Annotated in this window: 16 protein-coding genes; 15 read left to right on the top strand and 1 reads right to left on the bottom strand. The window is 36.7% G+C overall.

Annotated features, from left to right (window positions below; genetic code table 11):
• The first annotated feature begins 7 nt into the window (after positions 1-7).
• The 7 genes from nrdI (at position 8) to ABN256_RS16880 (ending at position 8,318) form a co-directional block, all read left to right on the top strand.
• Positions 8-427 carry a class Ib ribonucleoside-diphosphate reductase assembly flavoprotein NrdI gene (gene nrdI, locus ABN256_RS16910; protein WP_072070256.1) on the top strand — a complete coding sequence of 140 codons (420 nt, stop codon included), beginning with the start codon at positions 8-10 and terminating at the stop codon, positions 425-427.
• A 5-nt stretch (positions 428-432) separates the two neighbouring features.
• The gene (gene nrdE, locus ABN256_RS16905; protein WP_349439799.1) at positions 433-2,559 is read left to right on the top strand and encodes a class 1b ribonucleoside-diphosphate reductase subunit alpha; all 2,127 of its coding nucleotides are present in this window, start codon (positions 433-435) and stop codon (positions 2,557-2,559) included.
• Positions 2,560-2,583: 24 nt separating this feature from the next.
• A complete protein-coding gene (nrdF, locus tag ABN256_RS16900; protein WP_072070258.1) occupies positions 2,584-3,552 on the top strand; it encodes a class 1b ribonucleoside-diphosphate reductase subunit beta in 969 nt (322 codons plus the stop codon).
• Between the two features lie 621 nt (positions 3,553-4,173).
• Complete coding sequence (proV, locus tag ABN256_RS16895; RefSeq protein WP_196553456.1) at positions 4,174-5,373, top strand: glycine betaine/L-proline ABC transporter ATP-binding protein ProV; 1,200 nt, start codon at positions 4,174-4,176, stop codon at positions 5,371-5,373.
• Positions 5,366-6,565 carry a glycine betaine/L-proline ABC transporter permease ProW gene (gene proW, locus ABN256_RS16890; RefSeq protein WP_115351359.1) on the top strand — a complete coding sequence of 400 codons (1,200 nt, stop codon included), beginning with the start codon at positions 5,366-5,368 and terminating at the stop codon, positions 6,563-6,565. The genes proV and proW overlap by 8 nt, the downstream gene beginning before the upstream one ends.
• A gap of 121 nt (positions 6,566-6,686) precedes the next feature.
• Positions 6,687-7,682, top strand: a complete 996-nt coding sequence (gene proX, locus ABN256_RS16885; protein WP_340895532.1) for a glycine betaine/L-proline ABC transporter substrate-binding protein ProX — start codon at positions 6,687-6,689, stop codon at positions 7,680-7,682.
• Between the two features lie 285 nt (positions 7,683-7,967).
• Complete coding sequence (locus ABN256_RS16880; protein WP_196553458.1) at positions 7,968-8,318, top strand: ribonuclease G; 351 nt, start codon at positions 7,968-7,970, stop codon at positions 8,316-8,318.
• Positions 8,319-8,423: 105 nt separating this feature from the next.
• Here the strand turns inward: ABN256_RS16880 and ABN256_RS16875 are convergent, their stop codons facing one another.
• Complete coding sequence (locus tag ABN256_RS16875; protein WP_349439798.1) at positions 8,424-10,757, bottom strand: TonB-dependent hemoglobin/transferrin/lactoferrin family receptor; 2,334 nt, start codon at positions 10,755-10,757, stop codon at positions 8,424-8,426.
• A gap of 546 nt (positions 10,758-11,303) precedes the next feature.
• Between ABN256_RS16875 and ABN256_RS16870 the strand changes: the two genes are divergently transcribed.
• From ABN256_RS16870 to emrB, 8 genes are all read left to right on the top strand, one after another.
• A complete protein-coding gene (locus ABN256_RS16870) occupies positions 11,304-11,939 on the top strand; it encodes a CDP-alcohol phosphatidyltransferase family protein (protein ID WP_349439797.1) in 636 nt (211 codons plus the stop codon).
• The gene (locus tag ABN256_RS16865; protein WP_349439796.1) at positions 11,936-13,705 is read left to right on the top strand and encodes a bifunctional alpha/beta hydrolase/class I SAM-dependent methyltransferase; all 1,770 of its coding nucleotides are present in this window, start codon (positions 11,936-11,938) and stop codon (positions 13,703-13,705) included. Before ABN256_RS16870 ends, ABN256_RS16865 begins: the two co-directional genes overlap by 4 nt.
• A 107-nt stretch (positions 13,706-13,812) precedes the next feature.
• Positions 13,813-15,144: a phosphatase PAP2/dual specificity phosphatase family protein gene (locus ABN256_RS16860; RefSeq protein ID WP_349439795.1), complete on the top strand. Its 1,332-nt coding sequence runs from the start codon at positions 13,813-13,815 to the stop codon at positions 15,142-15,144.
• A 10-nt stretch (positions 15,145-15,154) separates the two neighbouring features.
• Complete coding sequence (locus tag ABN256_RS16855) at positions 15,155-15,562, top strand: hypothetical protein (protein WP_349439794.1); 408 nt, start codon at positions 15,155-15,157, stop codon at positions 15,560-15,562.
• A gap of 167 nt (positions 15,563-15,729) precedes the next feature.
• Complete coding sequence (locus ABN256_RS16850) at positions 15,730-16,938, top strand: MFS transporter (RefSeq protein WP_072070266.1); 1,209 nt, start codon at positions 15,730-15,732, stop codon at positions 16,936-16,938.
• Positions 16,939-17,430: 492 nt separating this feature from the next.
• Entirely contained in the window at positions 17,431-17,958 is a 528-nt protein-coding gene (gene mprA / locus ABN256_RS16845) for a transcriptional repressor MprA (RefSeq protein WP_197269448.1), read from the top strand.
• Positions 17,959-18,150: 192 nt separating this feature from the next.
• Entirely contained in the window at positions 18,151-19,329 is a 1,179-nt protein-coding gene (gene emrA, locus ABN256_RS16840; RefSeq protein ID WP_349439792.1) for a multidrug efflux MFS transporter periplasmic adaptor subunit EmrA, read from the top strand.
• A 15-nt stretch (positions 19,330-19,344) separates the two neighbouring features.
• The gene (gene emrB, locus ABN256_RS16835) at positions 19,345-20,862 is read left to right on the top strand and encodes a multidrug efflux MFS transporter permease subunit EmrB (protein WP_072070269.1); all 1,518 of its coding nucleotides are present in this window, start codon (positions 19,345-19,347) and stop codon (positions 20,860-20,862) included.
• Positions 20,863-20,907 lie beyond the last annotated feature (45 nt).

The following is a 20,907-nucleotide window of genomic DNA, read 5'->3' as shown; positions in this document are numbered from 1 at the left end:
GCTTTTCATGCAAACTGCACCGTTAATCTATTTTTCAAGCCGCTCGGAAAACTGCCATCGCTTTGTGCAAAAGCTTAATTTACAAGCGACTAGGATTATTGAGGATGAAATATTACTTGCAACACAACCATTCGTGTTGCTTTGCCCTACTTATGGTGGCGGCGGTACTAAAGGTGCAGTTCCTAAAGCGGTTATTCAGTTTTTAAATATTCCTGAAAATCGTCAATTAATACGCGGTGTTATTGCTTCTGGAAATACAAATTTTGGTGCAGCTTATGGATTGGCTGGCAACATCATTGCACAAAAATGCCAAATTCCTTTTTTATATCGATTTGAGCTATTAGGCACACCAGAAGATGTAAAACGTGTAAAAACTGGTTTAAGTACGTTTTGGTCAAACCTAGCAGACCACTGCGTTACGAGATAATTAACATGACACAACCAATAGAACAACTTGATTACCATGCCTTAAACGCCATGCTAAATCTGTATGATGAGCAAGGTAATATTCAGTTTGATAAAGACAAATTAGCGACACATCATTTTTTTCGCCAACATGTAAATCAAAACACGGTATTTTTTCATGATCTAAAAGAAAAACTCGAGTTTTTAGTACAACAACACTATTACGAAGCGCAAGTATTAGAACAATATGAATTTGCCTTTATCAAACAGCTATTCAAACATGCTTATAGCAAAAAATTTCGCTTTCAATCTTTTTTAGGCGCTTTTAAATACTATACCAGTTACACCTTAAAAACCTTTGATGGAGAGCGTTACCTTGAACGCTATGAAGATCGCGTCTGTATGGTAGCGCTTACTCTTGCACAGGGTAATACCGACCTAGCCATTCATCTCGTTGATGAAATTATTAGTGGTCGTTTCCAACCCGCAACACCAACTTTCCTAAATTGTGGAAAACAACAGCGTGGTGAATTGGTTTCCTGCTTTCTATTGCGTATAGAAGATAATATGGAATCTATCGGCCGATCGGTCAATTCCGCATTACAGCTCTCTAAACGTGGAGGTGGTGTCGCATTTCTACTCACTAATTTACGTGAAGCAGGCGCACCCATTAAACGTATAGAAAATCAATCCTCTGGCGTCGTTCCGGTTATGAAGATGCTTGAAGATGCGTTTTCCTATGCAAACCAATTAGGAGCAAGACAAGGTGCCGGTGCTGTTTATCTTCATGCTCACCATCCTGATATTTATCATTTTCTTGACACCAAAAGAGAAAATGCAGACGAAAAAGTTAGGATCAAAACCCTCTCTTTAGGTGTAGTGATCCCAGATATCACATTTGAATTAGCGAAACGCAATGAAGATATGTATCTATTCTCACCTTATGATGTAGAACGTGTTTATGGCGTACCTATGTCAGAAATCAGTGTTAGCGAAAAATACAGTGAGATGGTAAATAATGCACAAATACGTAAAAAGAAAATAAAAGCGAGAGAGTTCTTTCAAACATTAGCCGAAATTCAATTCGAGTCAGGCTATCCTTATATCATGTTTGAAGATGCGGTAAACCGTGCAAATCCTATCGCGGGTAGAATTAATATGAGCAATCTCTGCTCTGAAATTTTACAAGTCAACAGCGCGAGCGAATATCACCCAGACTTAAGCTATCGCCATATCGGTCATGATATCAGTTGTAACTTAGGCTCTATGAATATTGCTATGGCAATGGACTCTCCTAACTTTGCACATACCGTTAGCACTGCAATTAGGGCATTAAGCAATGTCTCTGAAATGACGAAAATTGAGTCTGTTCCTTCTATTGAAAAAGGTAATCTCGCTTCTCATGCGATTGGTTTAGGGCAAATGAATTTACATGGCTATTTAGCGCGTGAAGGTATTTATTACGGCTCCGAAGAAGCATTAGATTTCACTAATATCTATTTTTATACCGTCACTTATTATGCGTTATTAGCTTCAAACCAATTAGCCATTGAAAAGAAACAACACTTTAAAGGTTTTGAGAACTCAAAATACGCAACAGGTGAATACTTTAATAAGTATGTATCACAACAATGGCTACCAAAAACACAAAAAGCCCACCAGTTGTTTAGTCAATCGAATATTCATATTCCTACACAAGAAGATTGGCAAACACTCAAGCAGTCTATTATGACACATGGGATCTACAACCAAAACTTACAAGCGATACCACCTACTGGATCCATTTCCTATATAAATCATTCCACATCAAGCATCCATCCTATTGCAGCCCCAATAGAAATTAGGAAAGAAGGCAAGATTGGACGAGTTTATTACCCAGCCCCATTTATGACTAATGAAAATCGCCAATATTATCAAGATGCGTATGAAATTGGTGCAGAAAAGATTATCGATACCTATGCAGAAGCTTCACAACATATCGATCAAGGCTTATCACTGACATTATTTTTTTCGGATGAAGCCACAACAAGAGATATTAACAAAGCACAAATCTATGCCTGGCGTAAAGGAATTAAAACCTTATATTACATTCGTATCCGACAATCCGCATTAGCAGGCACTGAAATAAAAGGCTGTGTTTCGTGCGCACTTTAATAATTACAATAAGGAGAACATAGCATGCCATCACCTTTATTAAGTCATGTTAATGCGATTAACTGGAATCGTATTGAAGATGAAAAAGATTTAGAGGTTTGGAACCGTTTAACCATGAATTTTTGGTTACCTGAAAAAATTCCACTCTCTAATGACATTCCTTCATGGAACACATTAACTCAAGCTGAAAAACAGCTCACTATTCGTGTTTTTACTGGGTTAACGTTACTGGACACTATCCAAAATACAGTAGGTGCGCCAACATTGATGCCCGATGCACTGACACCGCATGAAGAAGCTGTATTATCCAATATCTGTTTTATGGAAGCAGTTCATGCTCGCTCTTACAGTTCAATATTTTCCACACTCTGCTTAACAACAGATGTTGATGAGGCATATCGTTGGAGTGAGGAAAACCCTTATCTGCAAAAAAAGGCAGATATTATCCTGCGCTATTATCAAGACAGTGATCCTTTAAAGAAAAAAATTGCCAGCGTATTTTTAGAATCTTTTTTATTCTATTCTGGATTCTATTTACCTATGTATTGGTCAAGCAGAGGAAAATTAACCAATACAGCCGATTTAATTAGGCTCATTATTCGTGATGAAGCCGTTCATGGTTATTATATTGGTTATAAATTTCAAAATCAGTTATTAAATAAATCCGAATTAGAGAAGCAAGATATTAAAGATTTTGCATTCTCATTATTATTAGATTTATATGACAATGAAGTTAAATATACTGAAGATCTTTATGATACTGTTGGTTGGACTGAGGATGTAAAAAAATTCCTTCATTATAATGCAAATAAAGCATTAATGAATTTAGGTTATGAAGCATTATTCCCTGATGAAATAACAGATGTTAGTGCTGCAATCCTTTCATCATTATCACCAGATGCTAATGAAAATCACGATTTCTTTTCTGGTTCTGGTTCATCTTATGTTATTGGAAAAACCATTAATACTGAAGATGATGATTGGGATTTTTAATACAAAATAACACGATTAAATATATTAGAGGCAACAAAATACATTCAAATTAATTATATATTTTAATTTTAACGTAACACACTGAAAAATAACCATTATTTTTCAGTGTGCTTTTATTTGCTCAACAAACAACCTAATTGGTTGATTTTTACCGTTTGATTTATTCAAATAATCAATTTTTTACGAATGGTTTTAGCTTATTTAAAATATTCAAACCGATAATAAGCCAAAAATCATTACATTTACTAATGTATTGGGATTTTTTTTCATTTATTTTTTCCTTACTTTTTTCCTCAATTCAGTTATTTAATGCCCCTTTTTATTGATATCCTAATCAAAATAACAATGTCTTTAAAAACAATTATATTTCAGTAAGTTAAAAGAAACATTATCTTTTAATAAAAAAAATTTATTTCACTTTATTTAATTATTAATCATTATAAAAACAAAGGAAAAACACTCCTATTTTTTAGTTAATTATAATTAACATAGGGTTGTCAGATGCAATCATTGTGGTAGGGTAATTCCCTTACTAAAAATCTTATTTAGGAAAATAACAATACTGATTTAATTAAATTTAATTTATTCCTTTCATTATTTAAATAGGAAATAATATATTGCATGGCAATTAAACTCGAAGTAAAAAATCTCTATAAAGTATTTGGCGAGCACCCAAAACGAGCCTTTGAATTATTAAAATCTGGTATGAATAAAGATCAGATTTTTGATAAAACAGGTTTAACCGTAGGTGTTCAAAATGCAAATCTGGCAATTGAAGAAGGCGAAATATTTGTCATCATGGGATTATCTGGTTCAGGTAAATCCACCCTAGTCCGCCTTCTCAATCGTCTGATCTCTCCTACAAAGGGAGAGGTGCTTATTGATGGTGAAAATATTGCCACCATGTCTGATAAAGAATTACGGCAAGTTCGACGTAAAAAAATCAGTATGGTGTTTCAGTCATTCGCCTTAATGCCACATATGAATGTGCTTGATAACACAGCTTTCGGAATGGATCTCGCGGGATTAAGCAAAGACGAACGTTATAAAAAAGCGATGGATGCGTTAGAGCAAGTCAATCTTGGTAGTTATGCAAAATCATGGCCTGATGAGCTTTCTGGTGGGATGCGTCAACGTATTGGCCTTGCTCGCGCACTTGCCAATGATCCCGATATCTTGTTAATGGATGAGGCTTTTTCGGCACTTGATCCATTAATTCGCACTGAAATGCAAGATGAGTTATTGAGCTTACAAGGCGATAAACAACGTACTATTGTGTTTATTTCTCATGACCTCGATGAAGCCATGCGTATAGGTGATCGCATTGCCATTATGCAAGGCGGGGTTGTCGTTCAAATCGGCACACCTGATGAAATACTAAATAATCCGGCTAATGATTATGTACGCACATTCTTCCGTGGAGTTGATATTAGTCATGTATTTAGTGCAAAAGATATAGCCAAACGTCGCCCTGAAACCTTATTGCATGTTGCTCCTGGTTTCGGTCCTCGCTCAGCATTAAAAGTGCTTGAAGATGAAGATAGAAATTTTGGTTATCTCATTGAACGTGGTAGGAAGTTTATCGGTGTTGTTTCTGTGAATTCTCTCGAAGAAGCTCTAAAAAATAAACAACCTATTGAATCAGCCATTTTATCCGAACCTTGCGCTATTAATGGTGATACACCATTAAATGAGCTGATTTCTACTGTTGCACAATCTCCCTGTGCTATTCCTGTTATTGATGAAAAAAACCGTTATATAGGTTTAATTTCTAAAGGAATGTTACTACAAGCACTGGATAAGGAGACGCCAAATGAGTAATACAAAAAATCAAGATACGGTTTTGGATACAACGATCCAAGAAACCGCAACAAGCGAGACTACACAAGAGACAACCCATAGCGTAAATGATGATCCTTGGGCTACAACCGATACCAGTACAACAGAAAGTGATCCTTGGAGTAGTGCTGACAGTTCATCGGTAGATGCCGATCCATGGGGAGCTGGCAGTGGTAGTGATAATATTGATACATCATCCGCAGGAAGTGATTGGTTAGATGCAACACCTACTGATGTTACGCCAGATACTTTTAATCTTATGGATCCCTTTCACAATACACTGATCCCTTTGGATTCGTGGGTTACCGATGCAATTGACTGGATAGTGTTGCACTTTCGTCCTGTGTTCCAAGGTATTCGTGTCCCCGTTGATTTTGTGTTAAGTGGCTTTGAAAACTTCTTAACCTCAATGCCAGCACCAGTTGCCATTATTCTATTTTCACTGATTGCATGGCAACTTTCAGGCAAAGTGATGGGCATCACCTCGTTTATTTCATTGATATTGATTGGTGCGATTGGCGCTTGGTCTGAAGCAATGGTTACGCTTGCGTTAGTGCTGACCTCTTTACTGTTCTGTTTGATTATCGGCCTTCCCTTAGGAATATGGCTTGCGAATAGTGATAAAGCATCAAAAATTGTACGACCTTTGCTAGATGCCATGCAGACAACCCCTGCATTTGTTTACTTAGTGCCTATCGTAATGCTATTTGGGATTGGTAATGTGCCAGGTGTTGTAGTCACTATTATTTTTGCTTTGCCACCTATTGTGAGACTAACCATTTTAGGGATCAAACAAGTTCCTGAAGATTTAATTGAAGCAGCTCAATCGTTTGGGGCAAACCCACGACAAATGTTATTTAAAGTGCAATTACCTCTCGCCATGCCAACGATTATGGCTGGTGTAAACCAAACCTTGATGTTAGCACTTTCAATGGTTGTTATTGCGTCAATGATAGCCGTTGGTGGGTTAGGTCAAATGGTATTGCGTGGTATTGGTCGCCTTGATATGGGACTTGCTGCTGTAGGGGGTGCCGGTATTGTTATTCTCGCGATTATTCTTGACCGATTAACGCAATCATTAGGTCAGAATAGCCGCCATAAAGGCAACCGATGCTGGTATATGACAGGGCCTATTGGTTTAATTTGCCGACTATTTGGCAAAAAAGCATCGTAATAACTATTTTTAACATTAATTAAAAATCTATAAAGAACATCACGTTCAATCAATATAAGAAATAGAGGCGACAGTTCGCTGTCGTTATTTATCTCTTACCATCACAACAGAAGGAAAAACTATGCGTAATCCAGTTATCTGGGCAACCGTATTGTCCGCCACACTGATAAGCACCCAGTTATCCGCTGCTGATTTACCCGGAAAAGGGATTTCGGTTCAACCTGTGCAAAGTACGATTTCGGAAGAAACGTTTCAAACCTTAATCGTCAACAAAGCACTCGAACAATTAGGCTACACAGTTCAACCGATCAAAGAAGTCGATTACAACGTTGCTTATTCCTCTATCGCCAACGGTGATGCCACTTTTATGGCAGTAAGTTGGGTTCCACTTCATAACTCACAATATGAAGCTGCGGGCGGCGACAACACCTTTTATCGCAAAGGTGATTATGTGGTTAATGCTGCTCAAGGTTATTTAATCGATAAGAAAACCGCTGAAAAATATAACATCACCAATATTGAGCAATTTAAAGATCCTAAAATCGCCAAACTCTTTGATGCCAATGGTGATGGTACAGCCGATTTAACAGGTTGTAACCCTGGCTGGGGATGTGAAGAAGCTATCAATAATCACTTAAAAGCCTATGATTTAGAAAAATCGGTTACACATAACCAAGGTAACTACGCGGCTATGATGGCAGATACCATTACTCGCTACAAAGAAGGTAAACCTATTTTTTATTACACATGGACACCATATTGGATAAGTGATGTGTTAAAACCGGGTAAAGATGTTGTTTGGTTACAAGTGCCATTTTCATCTTTACCTGGTGATGATAAAACAGACACCACATTAGCAAATGGTAAAAACTATGGTTTCCCACCAAGTACCATGCATATTGCAGCAAATAAAAAGTGGGCTGAAGAAAATCCTGCGGCTGCAAAACTCTTTGAAGTCATGAAAGTATCTGTTGCCGATATCAATGCGCAAAACTTACGTATGCATAATGGCCAAAAATCACAAGCAGATATTGAACGTCATGCAAATGCGTGGATCAAAGCCCATCAAAAAACTTTTGATGGTTGGATTGAACAAGCTCAAGCAGCTGCAAAATAATCAATAAATAATCTTAATTTAAGATTATCACAAAACAGGTCACACTCTTGTGTGCCTGTTTTTGTTTATAAAAAACTAAATTTATATGTAATTAAGAAAAATAAGTTTATATAAAAATTAAGAGATCCTAATACAACTTTATTATTAAGATTATTCTTTTTATTAATGGTAGAGATATCCCTGTCTTTCATTCTCTCATTTGTTCAATTATGATTATTCCTTTCTCCAGTTGCCATTTTGGCATTCTCATTTTGATATTTATTATTTTTAAATAAGGAATAAACTGTGTCTTACACTAACAAACCAGTACCTGAAGAAATTAAACGTTGGAACTGGGGTGCTTTCATGTTTAATATTATTTGGGGTTTTGGTAATAAATCCTATCTTCCATTATTAGTACTTGTTCCTTTACTTAATCTTGTTTGGCTCTTTGTCTGTGGTATTAAAGGAAATGAATGGGCTTGGAAAAATGGTGATTACGATTCTGTTGAAACCTTTATGAAAGTGCAAGAAACATGGAATAGAGCCGGATTTATTTACTTTATTATTAGCATCATTATGGCAGTTCTTTTCTTTATTTTCTTCTTCACCACCATGATGGCAATGATCGCAACTTCTGCATCATACGGTTATTAATTCAATATATTGAGTATTGAACTCTTAATGACAATAAACCCCATAATATCTATGGGGTTTATTTGTTTAAGCGACCAAAAACCGCATTTTTTATTTTCAGTAATATTAGAAACGTTTTACCACAGTAAATCGATAATCACGCCCTACACCTGAAACTGATTCACCTAAATAAGGGTAGTAATCACGGTTAAATAAATTTGCGACAGTAAAACGAACCTCAGTATTATCTATAAAAGAAGGTTCCCAATTCGCAAATAAACCGTGGATTGCATAGCCTTTACTTTTTGGTAATGACCAATAGGTAGCATCAGGATCGGCATCCATTGGTGAACGGCGTTGAGCACCAATAAAATCACCCGTCCATCCCATATTGACATTAATACTTGGTACTTTTACACCGAGGGTGACATGTAAAGCGTCAGGCTGGATCTCCGCAATCCATGTTTTTTGACCAAACCACGGATCACGCGGTGATTGGTCACGTTTTCCTTTCATTGTGGAATACGCTAAACGACCGAATACATTAGGGCTATCATAAAAGGCTTCAATTTCCAGCCCTTGTATATGATAGCCAGGTAAATTACGGTAGTTACCGATTGATGGTGGACAATTTCCATTATGTCCATCCACCTTTTGGCTTTCACAATAAACACCTCGACGACGGAAGATTTCGTCTTTACCACGAGTATCAAACAGTGTTGTTCTTAACTGTAGTTGATCTTCTTGTTGAATAACACTTTCAAAGTCTGCAATTGCGCCAATTCGTGCCGCTCTTACCGTTTCTTTATCTAGATGGCGGCTCGTGCCTGTTAAACTAGAAATACTTCCTTGTACTTCATATTGCTCATCAATCAATGGTGCTCGCCATGTATAGGTTAAATCACCAAAGAATCTGAAATTCTTGTTCATTTTCCATAATAAACCTAAATGAGGTGTTGCCCCGCTATAAGTCACATCCGAATAATCATGACCATAATAAGGATCAGGATCTTGATAGGTAATAGCTCGGCTTCCCTTACCTTGATTTTTAACAATATCGTAACGAACACCCGGTGTTATCGTCAGATTTCTATAACTCATCGAGTCTTGAAGATAGAAACTGGTTGTCGTTTGCGTACCTTCTGGCATATAAGGGGGTGCATAATATCCATAGTTATAATTTGGATTTTTAGCTTTATCGCGTGTAAACATTAAGACATCGCGATCATTACGATGCCAACGTGTTCCCACTAATACCTTATGCTCTAAAGCACCTTGCATAACAGTGCTTTCATTTTTAATTTCAATTTGATGATTTCGATAATCTACCCAACTCTGATTTCCCATACTGCTACTAAAATAGGAGCTAGCTGTCTCTGGACGACTATCGTTTTGTTTGGTTTTTGAATAACCGTAAGTCAGCGTTAAATTGATTAAATCGGAATCAACCGGCTGAATATTCCATTTCACACTGAAGGTATCATCTTTTTGGTCACGATAAACTAATTTGCGTTTCATCGCAGCATCAAAGCCATACTTATCTACGTCAGCTTGACTAGGCTTAGCTAATTCATCACGTTTGGCAGCCCAAGGTGTCCAGCCATCACTTTCTGATCGTGATGCTGATAACGTTAATGTTTGCGCTTCAGTTAGATAGATATTGGTTTTGATTAAAAAAGAATCTTGATCGGATTGTGAATAGCCAAATTTAGTTCCATCAGGACGTCGCAAATCATCACTTTCACGGCGGTTAAAATAGAATAACCCGTCTGCTTGCCCATCAAGTAATTTACCGTATACCGCACCACTATAACGATTTTGTCTATCATTCGTATGGTGACCATATTTTAAAAACATCCCAATATTCTGATCGGGTAATAATAAGTCATCAGGATCTTTAGTTTCAATTCTTACCGAGCCACCAAATCCACCATTACCTTGAGTAATATTATGAGGGCCTTTATCGACATCAAGACGACGTATTAATTCGGGATCAATAAAAATTGAACCTTGGCGATATTTTTCAAAGGTTTTGGGTGTACCATCAAGTGTGATTTTAATATCTTCAGGATTACCCATCCCCCAGATATTTAATGTTTGACCGCCAGGTCTTGGTGATCCAGATGATGAAATTCCCGGTAATTTATCCACCAGCTCTGCAATATTATTAGGCTGAATTCGGTCGATGTCTTTTAATGTCAAAACCGTACTTCCTGCATCAACACTCGAATTGAGTTCACCTGATACGTAGATAGGTTCAATAATAATTTTTTCACGCGATTTGGGTTGCGCAGGGCTCTCTGATTTTGTGGATACCGTTATTTCTGGTTTAACACTTTCAGCAGCATGGCTATTTAACGAAGTGAGTGAAGTCAATAATAATGCAATCGCTGATGATGAAAATGAAAATATCCCAATTCCCTGACGATAAACATCATTTTTTGCTAAGAAATGGATCATAATAGTAGTATCTTTCGTATGGTTATAAGTTTGATAGATAATGAGAGCTGTAACTAACAGCGCCAATTATGATAATGATAATAATTATCATTATCTAGTTTTTTTGCACTTATCACTCAATACAGATAACTACACTATTGATACATTCTTGTTAGATTTAAATCTTATCTAAAATAATATTTACAATAAATTAAACTAATTTCATTAGTTATTATTGGGTATTTAATACCCCTTATTTTCATTCCACTCATATCATTCTCTAATTGTAACTACGTATATATCACTAAAGAAAATTTAATCATTTTTGAAAAAAAGAATAAAACAGACACGGAACAGTCTGATAATTACAATTTTGCATCTCTAACTTTCTCTTTATTTTGAAAGCTAAATAATTATTAACTCAAGTAAATTTTAGGTATTAGTTTTATATTTAAATCGTAAATAAATTAAACCATTGAAATAAAGATATTCAACGAGATAAAAATCAGCTAATAATAAAATTATATTATGAGGTAACATACGCACTTTTGAACACAAGGATGCGTCATGACAATTTATGACCTAAAACCCAAATTTCAATCTCTATTGCGCCCTTATGTAGAACGATTATTCGCAAAAGGGATCACTGCAAATCAGGTCACGCTTTCAGCCTTACTATTATCCATTGTCGTTGGTGGATTACTTTCGCTTTATCCTTATCCTCATTTATTTTTATTACTCCCTATTGTCCTCTTTTTTCGTATGGCGCTTAATGCTATCGATGGCATGCTGGCACGAGAACATAATCAAAAAAGTGCGCTTGGCGCGATATTAAATGAAGCCAGTGATGTTATTTCTGATATTGCGCTTTATCTCCCTTTTGTCCTTATTTTTCCACAAGCCTACTGGTGGATCATGCTGGCACTTTTTTTAATGATAATGACTGAGTTCTTAGGGGTTCTTGCCCAAACAATTGATGCTACTCGTCGTTATGATGGCCCAATGGGAAAAAGTGATAGAGCCTTTATTTTCGGTACTATTGCCTTTTTTATCGGATTATTCCCCTCACTGACATCATCAGAAAACACGCATTATCTTTTTATTATTATTAATTTATTACTTTTGTTGACTTGTTATCACCGAATTCATCGCGCACTAAAAGAAGCAACGATGACAGATAAAGATAAGGATACATCGTTATGAATCAACAACCGCAATATCAAACTCAAAGGAGTATGATTGAGTCTGAATTTACCACCAGCGATAAAACACCTTTGTATTATCGCCATTGGCCAGCTCAAATTACCACTGAGCCCAAAGCAATTATTTTATTTCATCGGGGTCACGAACACTCAGGCCGAGTTTCTCATCTAGTTGATGAATTAGATCTTCCTGATTTCTCAATGTTTGCTTGGGATGCTCGAGGGCATGGTAAGAATGAAGGTGCTCGCGGTTATAGCCCCTCAATGGGAACATCAATAAAAGATATCGATGAGTTCGTCCGCTATGTTGCATCTAACTATAATATTCCGATGGCGAACATTCTTGTTGTTGGCCAAAGTGTAGGCGCTGTTTTAGTTTCAGGTTGGGTACATGATTACGCGCCAAAAATTCGCGGTATGGTATTAGCTTCCCCTGCATTTAAAGTAAAATTATATGTTCCTTTTGCACGCACAGGCCTTGCCTTGATGCAAAAAATTCGCGGACTTTTTTATGTCAATTCCTATGTAAAAGCTAAATATTTAACCCATGATCAAAGCCGTATCGACTCTTTTAATCAAGACTCGCTAATCACTCGTCCTATTGCCGTTAATATTTTATTAGAACTTTATAAAACGGCCGATCGCGTGGTTGAAGATGCAAATGCTATTACCTTACCAACACAATTATTTATTTCGGGTAATGATCATGTTGTTCACGCAAAACCCCAGCATCTTTTCTATGAGCGTTTAAATACCTCTATTAAAGAAAAGCATGTTTTACCCGGTTTTTACCACGACACCTTGGGCGAGAAAGACAGAGCAATTCCTATCAATAAAATGCGTCACTTTATTGAAACGTTGTTTGCACAACCACTTTATCAACATGATTATCAAAATGAAGATATATGGAGCCATAGTGCTGATGTTTATCGTGCATTACAGACACCACTTCCCAAATTTTGCCCCAAAAGACTCTATTACAAAGTACTCAGTCGTTCGATGAGCACGTTAGGTAAAGCATCTGAAGGTGTAGCACTCGGTTACGATAAAGGTTTTGATTCTGGATCGACACTTGATTATGTCTATCGCAATCAACCACAAGGAAAAGGCTTATTTGGTCGTATCGTTGATAAACAATATTTGAATAGTATTGGTTGGCAAGGTATTCGCCAACGTAAAATTAATCTTGAAAATACAATTCGATATGCTATTCGCCAATTAACACAAAATAATATGCCAGTACATATTATGGATATTGCTGCGGGGCAAGGTCGCTATCTTTTTGATGCGGTTAATGACTATGGTAAGGTTGATTCAATTTTAATGCGTGACTATAGCCCGATTAATGTTGAACAGGGCCGAATTGCCATTAAAGAACGCCATTTAGAAGACAAAGTACGTTTTGAAGAAGGTAACGCTTTTGATACCGAAAGCTTGAGTACTGTATTACCTTCACCAACGTTAGGGATAGTAAGCGGGCTTTATGAATTATTTCCTGAAAATCATCTACTAAAAGCATCTTTAAAAGGGTTATCACAAGCGATCCCAAGTGGAGGGTTACTGATTTACACCTGCCAACCTTGGCACCCTCAACTTGAAATGATTGCCCGTGTATTACCTAGCCACCAAGATGGTCAACCGTGGATCATGCGTTGTCGCAGTCAAGGTGAAATGGATGCATTAGTGGATGAAGCGGGTTTTGAAAAGCTCGATCAACAAATTGATCATTGGGGTATTTTTAGTGTATCGATAGCAAAACGCCGCTAATAAAGTACGCTATGGACAAATGAACTATCGCTATATGGCAACATATAGCGATAATTTTAAGCAAACTACAAAAATAGAAAAACAATAAACAAAGAAAGGAATTTAGTATGGAGGGAACTCAACGCTCTCAAATAACATCATCAAGAAAAAGTATCTGGCTTGCTGGAATTGTATGGCTGTTATTTCTAGCCCCTTTTTTCTATTTAACTTATATGCAAGTCAATACTTACACTTCTACTTTATCTGATGTTCCTTCTTTTGTTTATTCGTGGGAAAACGCTATTCCCTTTTTACCGTGGACAATCATTCCTTATTGGAGTGTAAATATTGCCTATGGTATTTCTCTACTTATATGTACAACATTAAGAGAGCAATTTATACATGGATTACGTTTAATTGTTGCCTCTCTTATAGCTTGCTCAGGTTTTTTATTATTCCCTTTAAAATTTAGCTTTATTCGCCCAACAACAGAAGGATTTTCTGGTTGGTTATTTACTCAATTAGAAGGCTTCGATTTACCTTATAACCAAGCTCCTTCTTTACACATTATTTTATTGTGGATTATTTGGTTACGTTTCCGTGCCCATACGCCTAAATCATGGCAATGGTTTTTAAATTTATGGTCATTGTTAATCGCTATTTCCGTACTCACAACATGGCAACATCATTTTATTGATATTATTACCGGCTTTGGTGTTGGCGTATTTATTTGCTATTTATTACCAATAAATTCGCGTTGGAAATGGCATTTTACTGGCAGTAAACGCAGTTTACGTATTAGTAAAAACTATGCGTTATCTGCAATGGTGTTTTACTTATTATCTTTTGGTCTGCAAGGGTTCTTTTGGATCTTTCTATGGCCAGCAATTACATTAACTTTTGTGACTTTGGGCTATTTAGGCGCTGGTGCTTCTATTTTTCAAAAAAATATACAAGGTAAAATTCCACTTTCTGCACAGATAATTCTATTACCTTATCGCTTCTTTGCATGGTGTACTTATCGTTATTATTTAAAGCGGTGCCAAACACCGAGTTTAGTCACTGAAGGCATTTTATTAGGTGGGCGCCCTCTTTATGAACTCAACGCCAATGCGGTATTTGATTTAACTTGTGAATGGCCAAGAAATAAATTTAGTCAAAATAAGCTTTATTTAGCACAGCCTCAAATCGATTTATTGCCTTTATCTCCAGATGATATTAACAAAGCAATGTTATCAATGGAGCAACTAAATCAAGCGGGTACTGTTTATATTCATTGCAAGCTAGGCTATTCGCGTAGTGCTACCGTTGTTGTTGCTTGGTTGGTTTATAATGGCACAGTAGCAACGTTAGAAGAGGCGATAAAAAAAGTCTCTCAAGCTCGTCCTCAAGTTATTTTAAATCCCGAAACACGAGAGGCGCTACAAATTTGGTATTCACATTTTCAGCACATTAAATAACGAGAAAACCATGTTAACCACTAAAACTAGCGGTAAAGTCATTATCTCTTTAACACAAAGTTGGCGTTATTTGCTGTTTTTATCGCTTTTTCCTTATTTGAGTACATGGCCTATATTTAGCCTCCACTTTCATCATCAACTGACTTTTTTTGTTGCTTCTTTTTTATTTTTATTTACCCAATACTTTCTTTTTCGTTTATGGCTTGATAATCACTTTTTTCAAGCACTGTATCGCTATCAAGATGATGTTAGCTTTGATAAAAGCCTTTCTACACTATTTCCTAAACGCCCCCAAAAACAGACAATGGAAACCCGTTGGCTAGGGACTAAGCGTCTATTCTCTTTTGCAATAATTGGAATTTCAATTCAATGGATATGGTGTTTGGCAATGCTCTTTTTTACACTTTTTAGTAATTAAAAGGCTTAAGTGATAATTTTATTTAGTATATAAAACAATATGTTATAACAATTAAGCATAAGGATTTATATCAAATTAATTGAATATTTCTATCACAGTAATTCTTTTCTCAAAAAAATGACTCATGTTACTATCATTTACCTTACAAATTATTTGTTATGAGTATTATGGAAAACACCGCACCACAAACGTCACTTAGTAAAGGCCTTATTTTGCTAATGGCCGTTGCCACAGGCATGGTTGTCGCCAGTAACTACTACGCACAACCTCTACTTGATTCTATCGCAAATTATTTTCATATATCAGCGACTTTAGCCGGATTTATTGTCACCACGGCGCAACTCAGTTATGCCGTAGGACTGATGTTATTAGTACCTTTAGGCGATATTTTTGAACGCCGTTCACTCATTATTACCATGACATTAATTTCTGCCAGTGGGCTATTAATTACGGCGATGGCAACAAATATTTGGGTGATGTTAATAGGTACCGCACTCTCTGGTATGTTCTCTGTTGTCGCTCAAATTCTGGTTCCTTTTGCAGCCACTCTAGCCGCACCACACCAACGAGGAAAAGCCGTTGGCACGATTATGAGTGGCCTTTTGTTGGGTATTTTACTGGCTAGAACAGTGTCTGGGCTGATGGCGTCATTTACAAATTGGCAAGGTATTTTCTGGGTTGCAAGTGTTTTTCTAACAATCTTAGCTATTACGTTATGGCGTTGTTTACCCACTTATAAAAGCCAAACAGATTTAAATTACTTTCAGTTATTAGGTTCTATCTTCAAATTATTTGTTACAACCCCTGTACTTCGAACTCGTTCATTAATTGGCGCACTGATTTTTGCCCACTTTGGCTTATTGTGGACATCGATGGCCTTTTTGCTGGCAGCAGATCCGTTTAACTACTCTGATGCAGTTATTGGATTGTTTGGTCTTGTAGGTGCTGCAGGCGCATTAATGGCAGGAAAAGCAGGCGTATTAGTCGATAAAGGGAAAGGCAAGAAAACCACCACAATAGGGTTAATTATCCTCCTTCTGTCTTGGGGTTTTATTATTATCGCGCCTTATTATCACTGGGTTGGGCTCATCAGCTTTATTATTGGCGTTGTCCTGCTAGACTTAGCTGTTCAGGGTGTACATGTCACGAATCAAAGCACCATTTATCGTATTTTACCTGATGCTAGAAACCGCCTAACTGCAGCATATATGACAAGCTATTTTATTGGTGGGGCATTAGGCTCTTTATTATCAGGTTATGCCTATCATCAATATGGGTGGATGGGCGTTTCTATTGCTGGACTGGCCATTGGCATTATCGGTCTTATTGTTTGGTTATTAGGTTATAAAAATGATCCAATAATCCATGCTGAATAATTTTCAGACCCAAGGATGGGTTATATTATTCCTACAATCCCACTCTAATCAGAATAAAATGTGAATGTTTTAACAGCGTGATTACTATTGATGTATATCATCATCCCATTCTTTATTAAGAAAATTATATCAATCTTATCAATAAAGCACTGTATGAATAATTTCAACAAGGTATTATCCATATAGTAACCATTAGTGATTAAAATAAATTTATTACGTGTTTTATCGTAAAAAACGATCCGTTTTTTCGCAAATAGACTACTATTCATTGTCAGATAAGTGATAAATTGATTTTATTAACTTATTGCAAAGAGATAAGTACCTATCCTTTTTTTTGTGTTATCATTCAAAAAATTTATGAATCAGGTAACATAATCAAAAAAACATAGTGACTATAAATAATAAAAATTGCTAAATTGTGTGTTTAATATACCATTTAACATGTTGATAACAGCATTATCCTAATTTTCGAAACTAACAAGGTGTCTAAAAATGGAAAGCTCATTTACGCCAACAGAAGAATTACTAAACACTCGCGCTACACAACAGAAATCGCTTAACAAAGATATCCCTTATCAAGAAATTTTGTTAACTCGTCTTTCTATGCATGTTCAAAGCAAACTTCTTGAAAGTCGTAATAATATGTTGAAGTCTCAGGGTATTAACGAGACGTTATTTATGGCACTAATGATTTTAGATACAACAGAAAATCGAAGTATTCAACCTTCAGAGCTAAGTGCTGCACTGGGCTCTTCAAGAACAAATGCAACACGTATTGCTGATGAACTTGAAAAACAAGGTTGGATTGAGCGCCGTGAAAGTCATAATGACCGTCGTTGTTTGCATCTTCACTTAACAGATGCTGGTGAAGAATTTTTAAATAGTTTGTTACCTCCACAGCATCAATGTTTAAAACAAATCTGGTCTGTTTTAGATCAACAGGAACAAAAGCAACTTGAAACGCTAATGCGTAAGTTGTTATTACAACTGGATACTTTGGCTGAAAAAGGGTGTGAATAAGTCATATAATAAATAGTTTTATTGATCTAATCCTATTTACGCCATAAATCGGCAAACATACTTACCCATTAGCATTTATAATTTACCTTCACGCTAATAATTATTCTAAGATTGACTTTATAATTATGTTTCCAGTTTCAATACTGGAAACATATCTAATGATGTTTTTCTGGTTTTATGGAGATCTTCTAAATGAGTGTTAATGAGGAAAATACCCCCCCTCAGGCTCCCATTCGCAATAAAAAACGAACTCGCCGAAATGTTCTACTGTTGCTAACTATTCTATTTATTTTTGCTGGGGTGGCTTACGCCGCTTATTGGTTTATTGTGTTAAGACATCATGAAACAACTGATAATGCTTATGTCACAGGCAATCAAATCATGATTATGCCGCAAATTTCTGGTTCTGTTACCACCGTTTATGTTGATAACACCGATTTTGTGAAAGCGGGTGACCCTTTAGTTTTATTAGATTCAAGTGATGAAAAACTGGCTTTAGAAAAAGCAAAAACCGCATTAGCGAATAGTGTTCGTCAAATGCATCAACAAATCATTAATGGTCGCCAATTAAAAGCAAACATCGTTTTGCGCGAAACCGGGCTGACTAAATTACAAAATGACCTTCGCCGCCGTGAAGTTTTAGGCGAACGCAATGTGATTGGTAAAGAAGAACTTCAACACGCCAGAGAAGCTGTTTCCACTGCAAGGGCTGCTTTAGAAGTTGCTAAAGAACAATACAATGCTAATCAAGCGATTATCTTAAATACACCAATTACACAGCAACCTTCTGTTTTACAAGCATCAACCGATGTTCGTAATGCATGGCTCGCTTTAGAACGCACTAAAATTTTAAGTCCAACAGATGGTTATGTTTCACGTCGTAGCGTTCAAGTAGGTGCACAAGTCGCACCGGGTAAACCTTTAATGGCTATTGTTCCCGTAACAGGTATGTGGATTGATGCCAATTTTAAAGAAACCCAGCTCGCTAATATGCGTATCGGCCAACCAGCAAAAATCACAACTGACTTTTATGGTAAAAAAGTGATTTATCATGGCACTGTATTAGGTTTAGATATGGGAACCGGAAGTGCTTTTTCATTATTACCAGCTCAAAATGCTAGTGGTAACTGGATAAAAGTTGTTCAGCGCTTACCTGTTCGTATTTCGTTAGATGAAAAAGAATTAGCAGAAAAACCACTGCGTATTGGTCTTTCTTCTGAAGTTACCGTTGATACGATTAACCTCGATGGAAAAGTATTATCACACAGCGAACGCCAAGTACCTGCGTATCATACTGATGCATTAACTATTGATATGTCAGCGATTAATGAACTGATCAATGAAATTATTGAACAGAATGCGGGACAATAAAGGCGAGGTGTAAAGGTGATTAAAGAGCCATTACAAGGAGGAAAACTTGCCTTAATGACCATCGCCCTTGCGTTGGCTACCTTTATGCAAGTTCTCGATTCTACAATCGCTAACGTTGCTATTCCAACAATTGCAGGAAACTTAGGTGCCTCTAACTCACAAGGTACTTGGGTTATTACCTCTTTTGGTGTAGCAAATGCCATTTCTATCCCAATTACAGGTTGGTTAGCAAAACGCATTGGTGAAGTTCGACTCTTTATGTGGTCAACGGCACTTTTTGCATTAACATCTTGGCTTTGTGGTATTTCACAAAGTCTTGAAATGCTGATTTTCTTTCGTGTGCTTCAAGGGTTGGTCGCTGGGCCACTAATTCCTTTATCACAAAGTTTATTATTGAATAACTATCCACCAGCTAAGCGAAATATGGCACTTGCGCTATGGTCAGTGACCATTGTTGTAGCGCCAATTTTAGGCCCCATTTTAGGTGGCTATATTAGTGATAACTACCATTGGGGATGGATATTCTTTATTAACGTTCCATTTGGTGTGTTGATTATTATGTGTATATCAAACACCTTAGCTGGGCGAGAAACAAAAACCGAAATTAAACCAATTGATACCATTGGTCTTGTTTTGCTTGTTGTTGGTATAGGTGCTTTACAAATCATGCTCGATCAAGGTAAAGAGCTTGATTGGTTTAACTCAACAGAAATTATTGTACTCACCATTGTGGCGGTTGTTGCCCTTAGCTTTTTAATTGTGTGGGAGCTTACAGACGATCATCCAGTAATAGATCTTTCACTCTTTAAAAGTCGAAACTTTACCATTGGGTGTGTCACACTCAGCCTCGCTTATATGATCTATTTCGGTACCATCGTTTTACTGCCACTGCTTTTACAAGAAGTCTTTGGCTATACAGCAACATGGGCGGGATTAGCATCAGCATCGGTAGGTTTATTACCTTTAATTATCACACCGATTATAGGTAAGTTTGGTGGTAAAGTGGATTTACGCTATATCATCAGCTTTAGCTTTATTATGTTTTCTGTGTGTTTTTATTGGCGAGCTTATACCTTCGAACCAGGAATGGATTTTGCCACTGTGGCATGGCCTCAATTCTGGCAAGGTTTAGCCGTTGCGTGTTTCTTTATGCCATTAACAACAATGACATTATCTGGGTTACCCCCAGAAAAAATGGCATCAGCGTCAAGCCTTTCGAATTTCTTAAGAACATTAGCAGGGGCAATTGGTGCATCGTTAACTACTACAATTTGGACACAAAGAGAATCACTTCACCATGAAACCTTTGTAGAAAAAATTAATCCACTTGATCCTGATTCACAAATGGCATTCCAGCAAATGAATGATCTTGGTCTTTCAAATGAACAAGCATCTGCCTATTTAGCGAAAACCATTACAGAACAAGGATTAATTATTTCAGCCAATGAGATTTTCTGGTTAGCAGCGGGTATTTTCCTTATCATGATGATTGTGGTTTGGTTTGCTAAACCACCATTCTCTCCAGGAAAATAATGCAATTCATGTAGAGCTTATATATAAAAAAACCGCTTAAATCAC

Source organism: Proteus sp. fly-1008 (genome assembly GCF_040140305.1).
GTDB lineage: Bacteria > Pseudomonadota > Gammaproteobacteria > Enterobacterales > Enterobacteriaceae > Proteus > Proteus vulgaris_B.
This window is presented reverse-complemented; position numbering and strand designations above follow the sequence as displayed.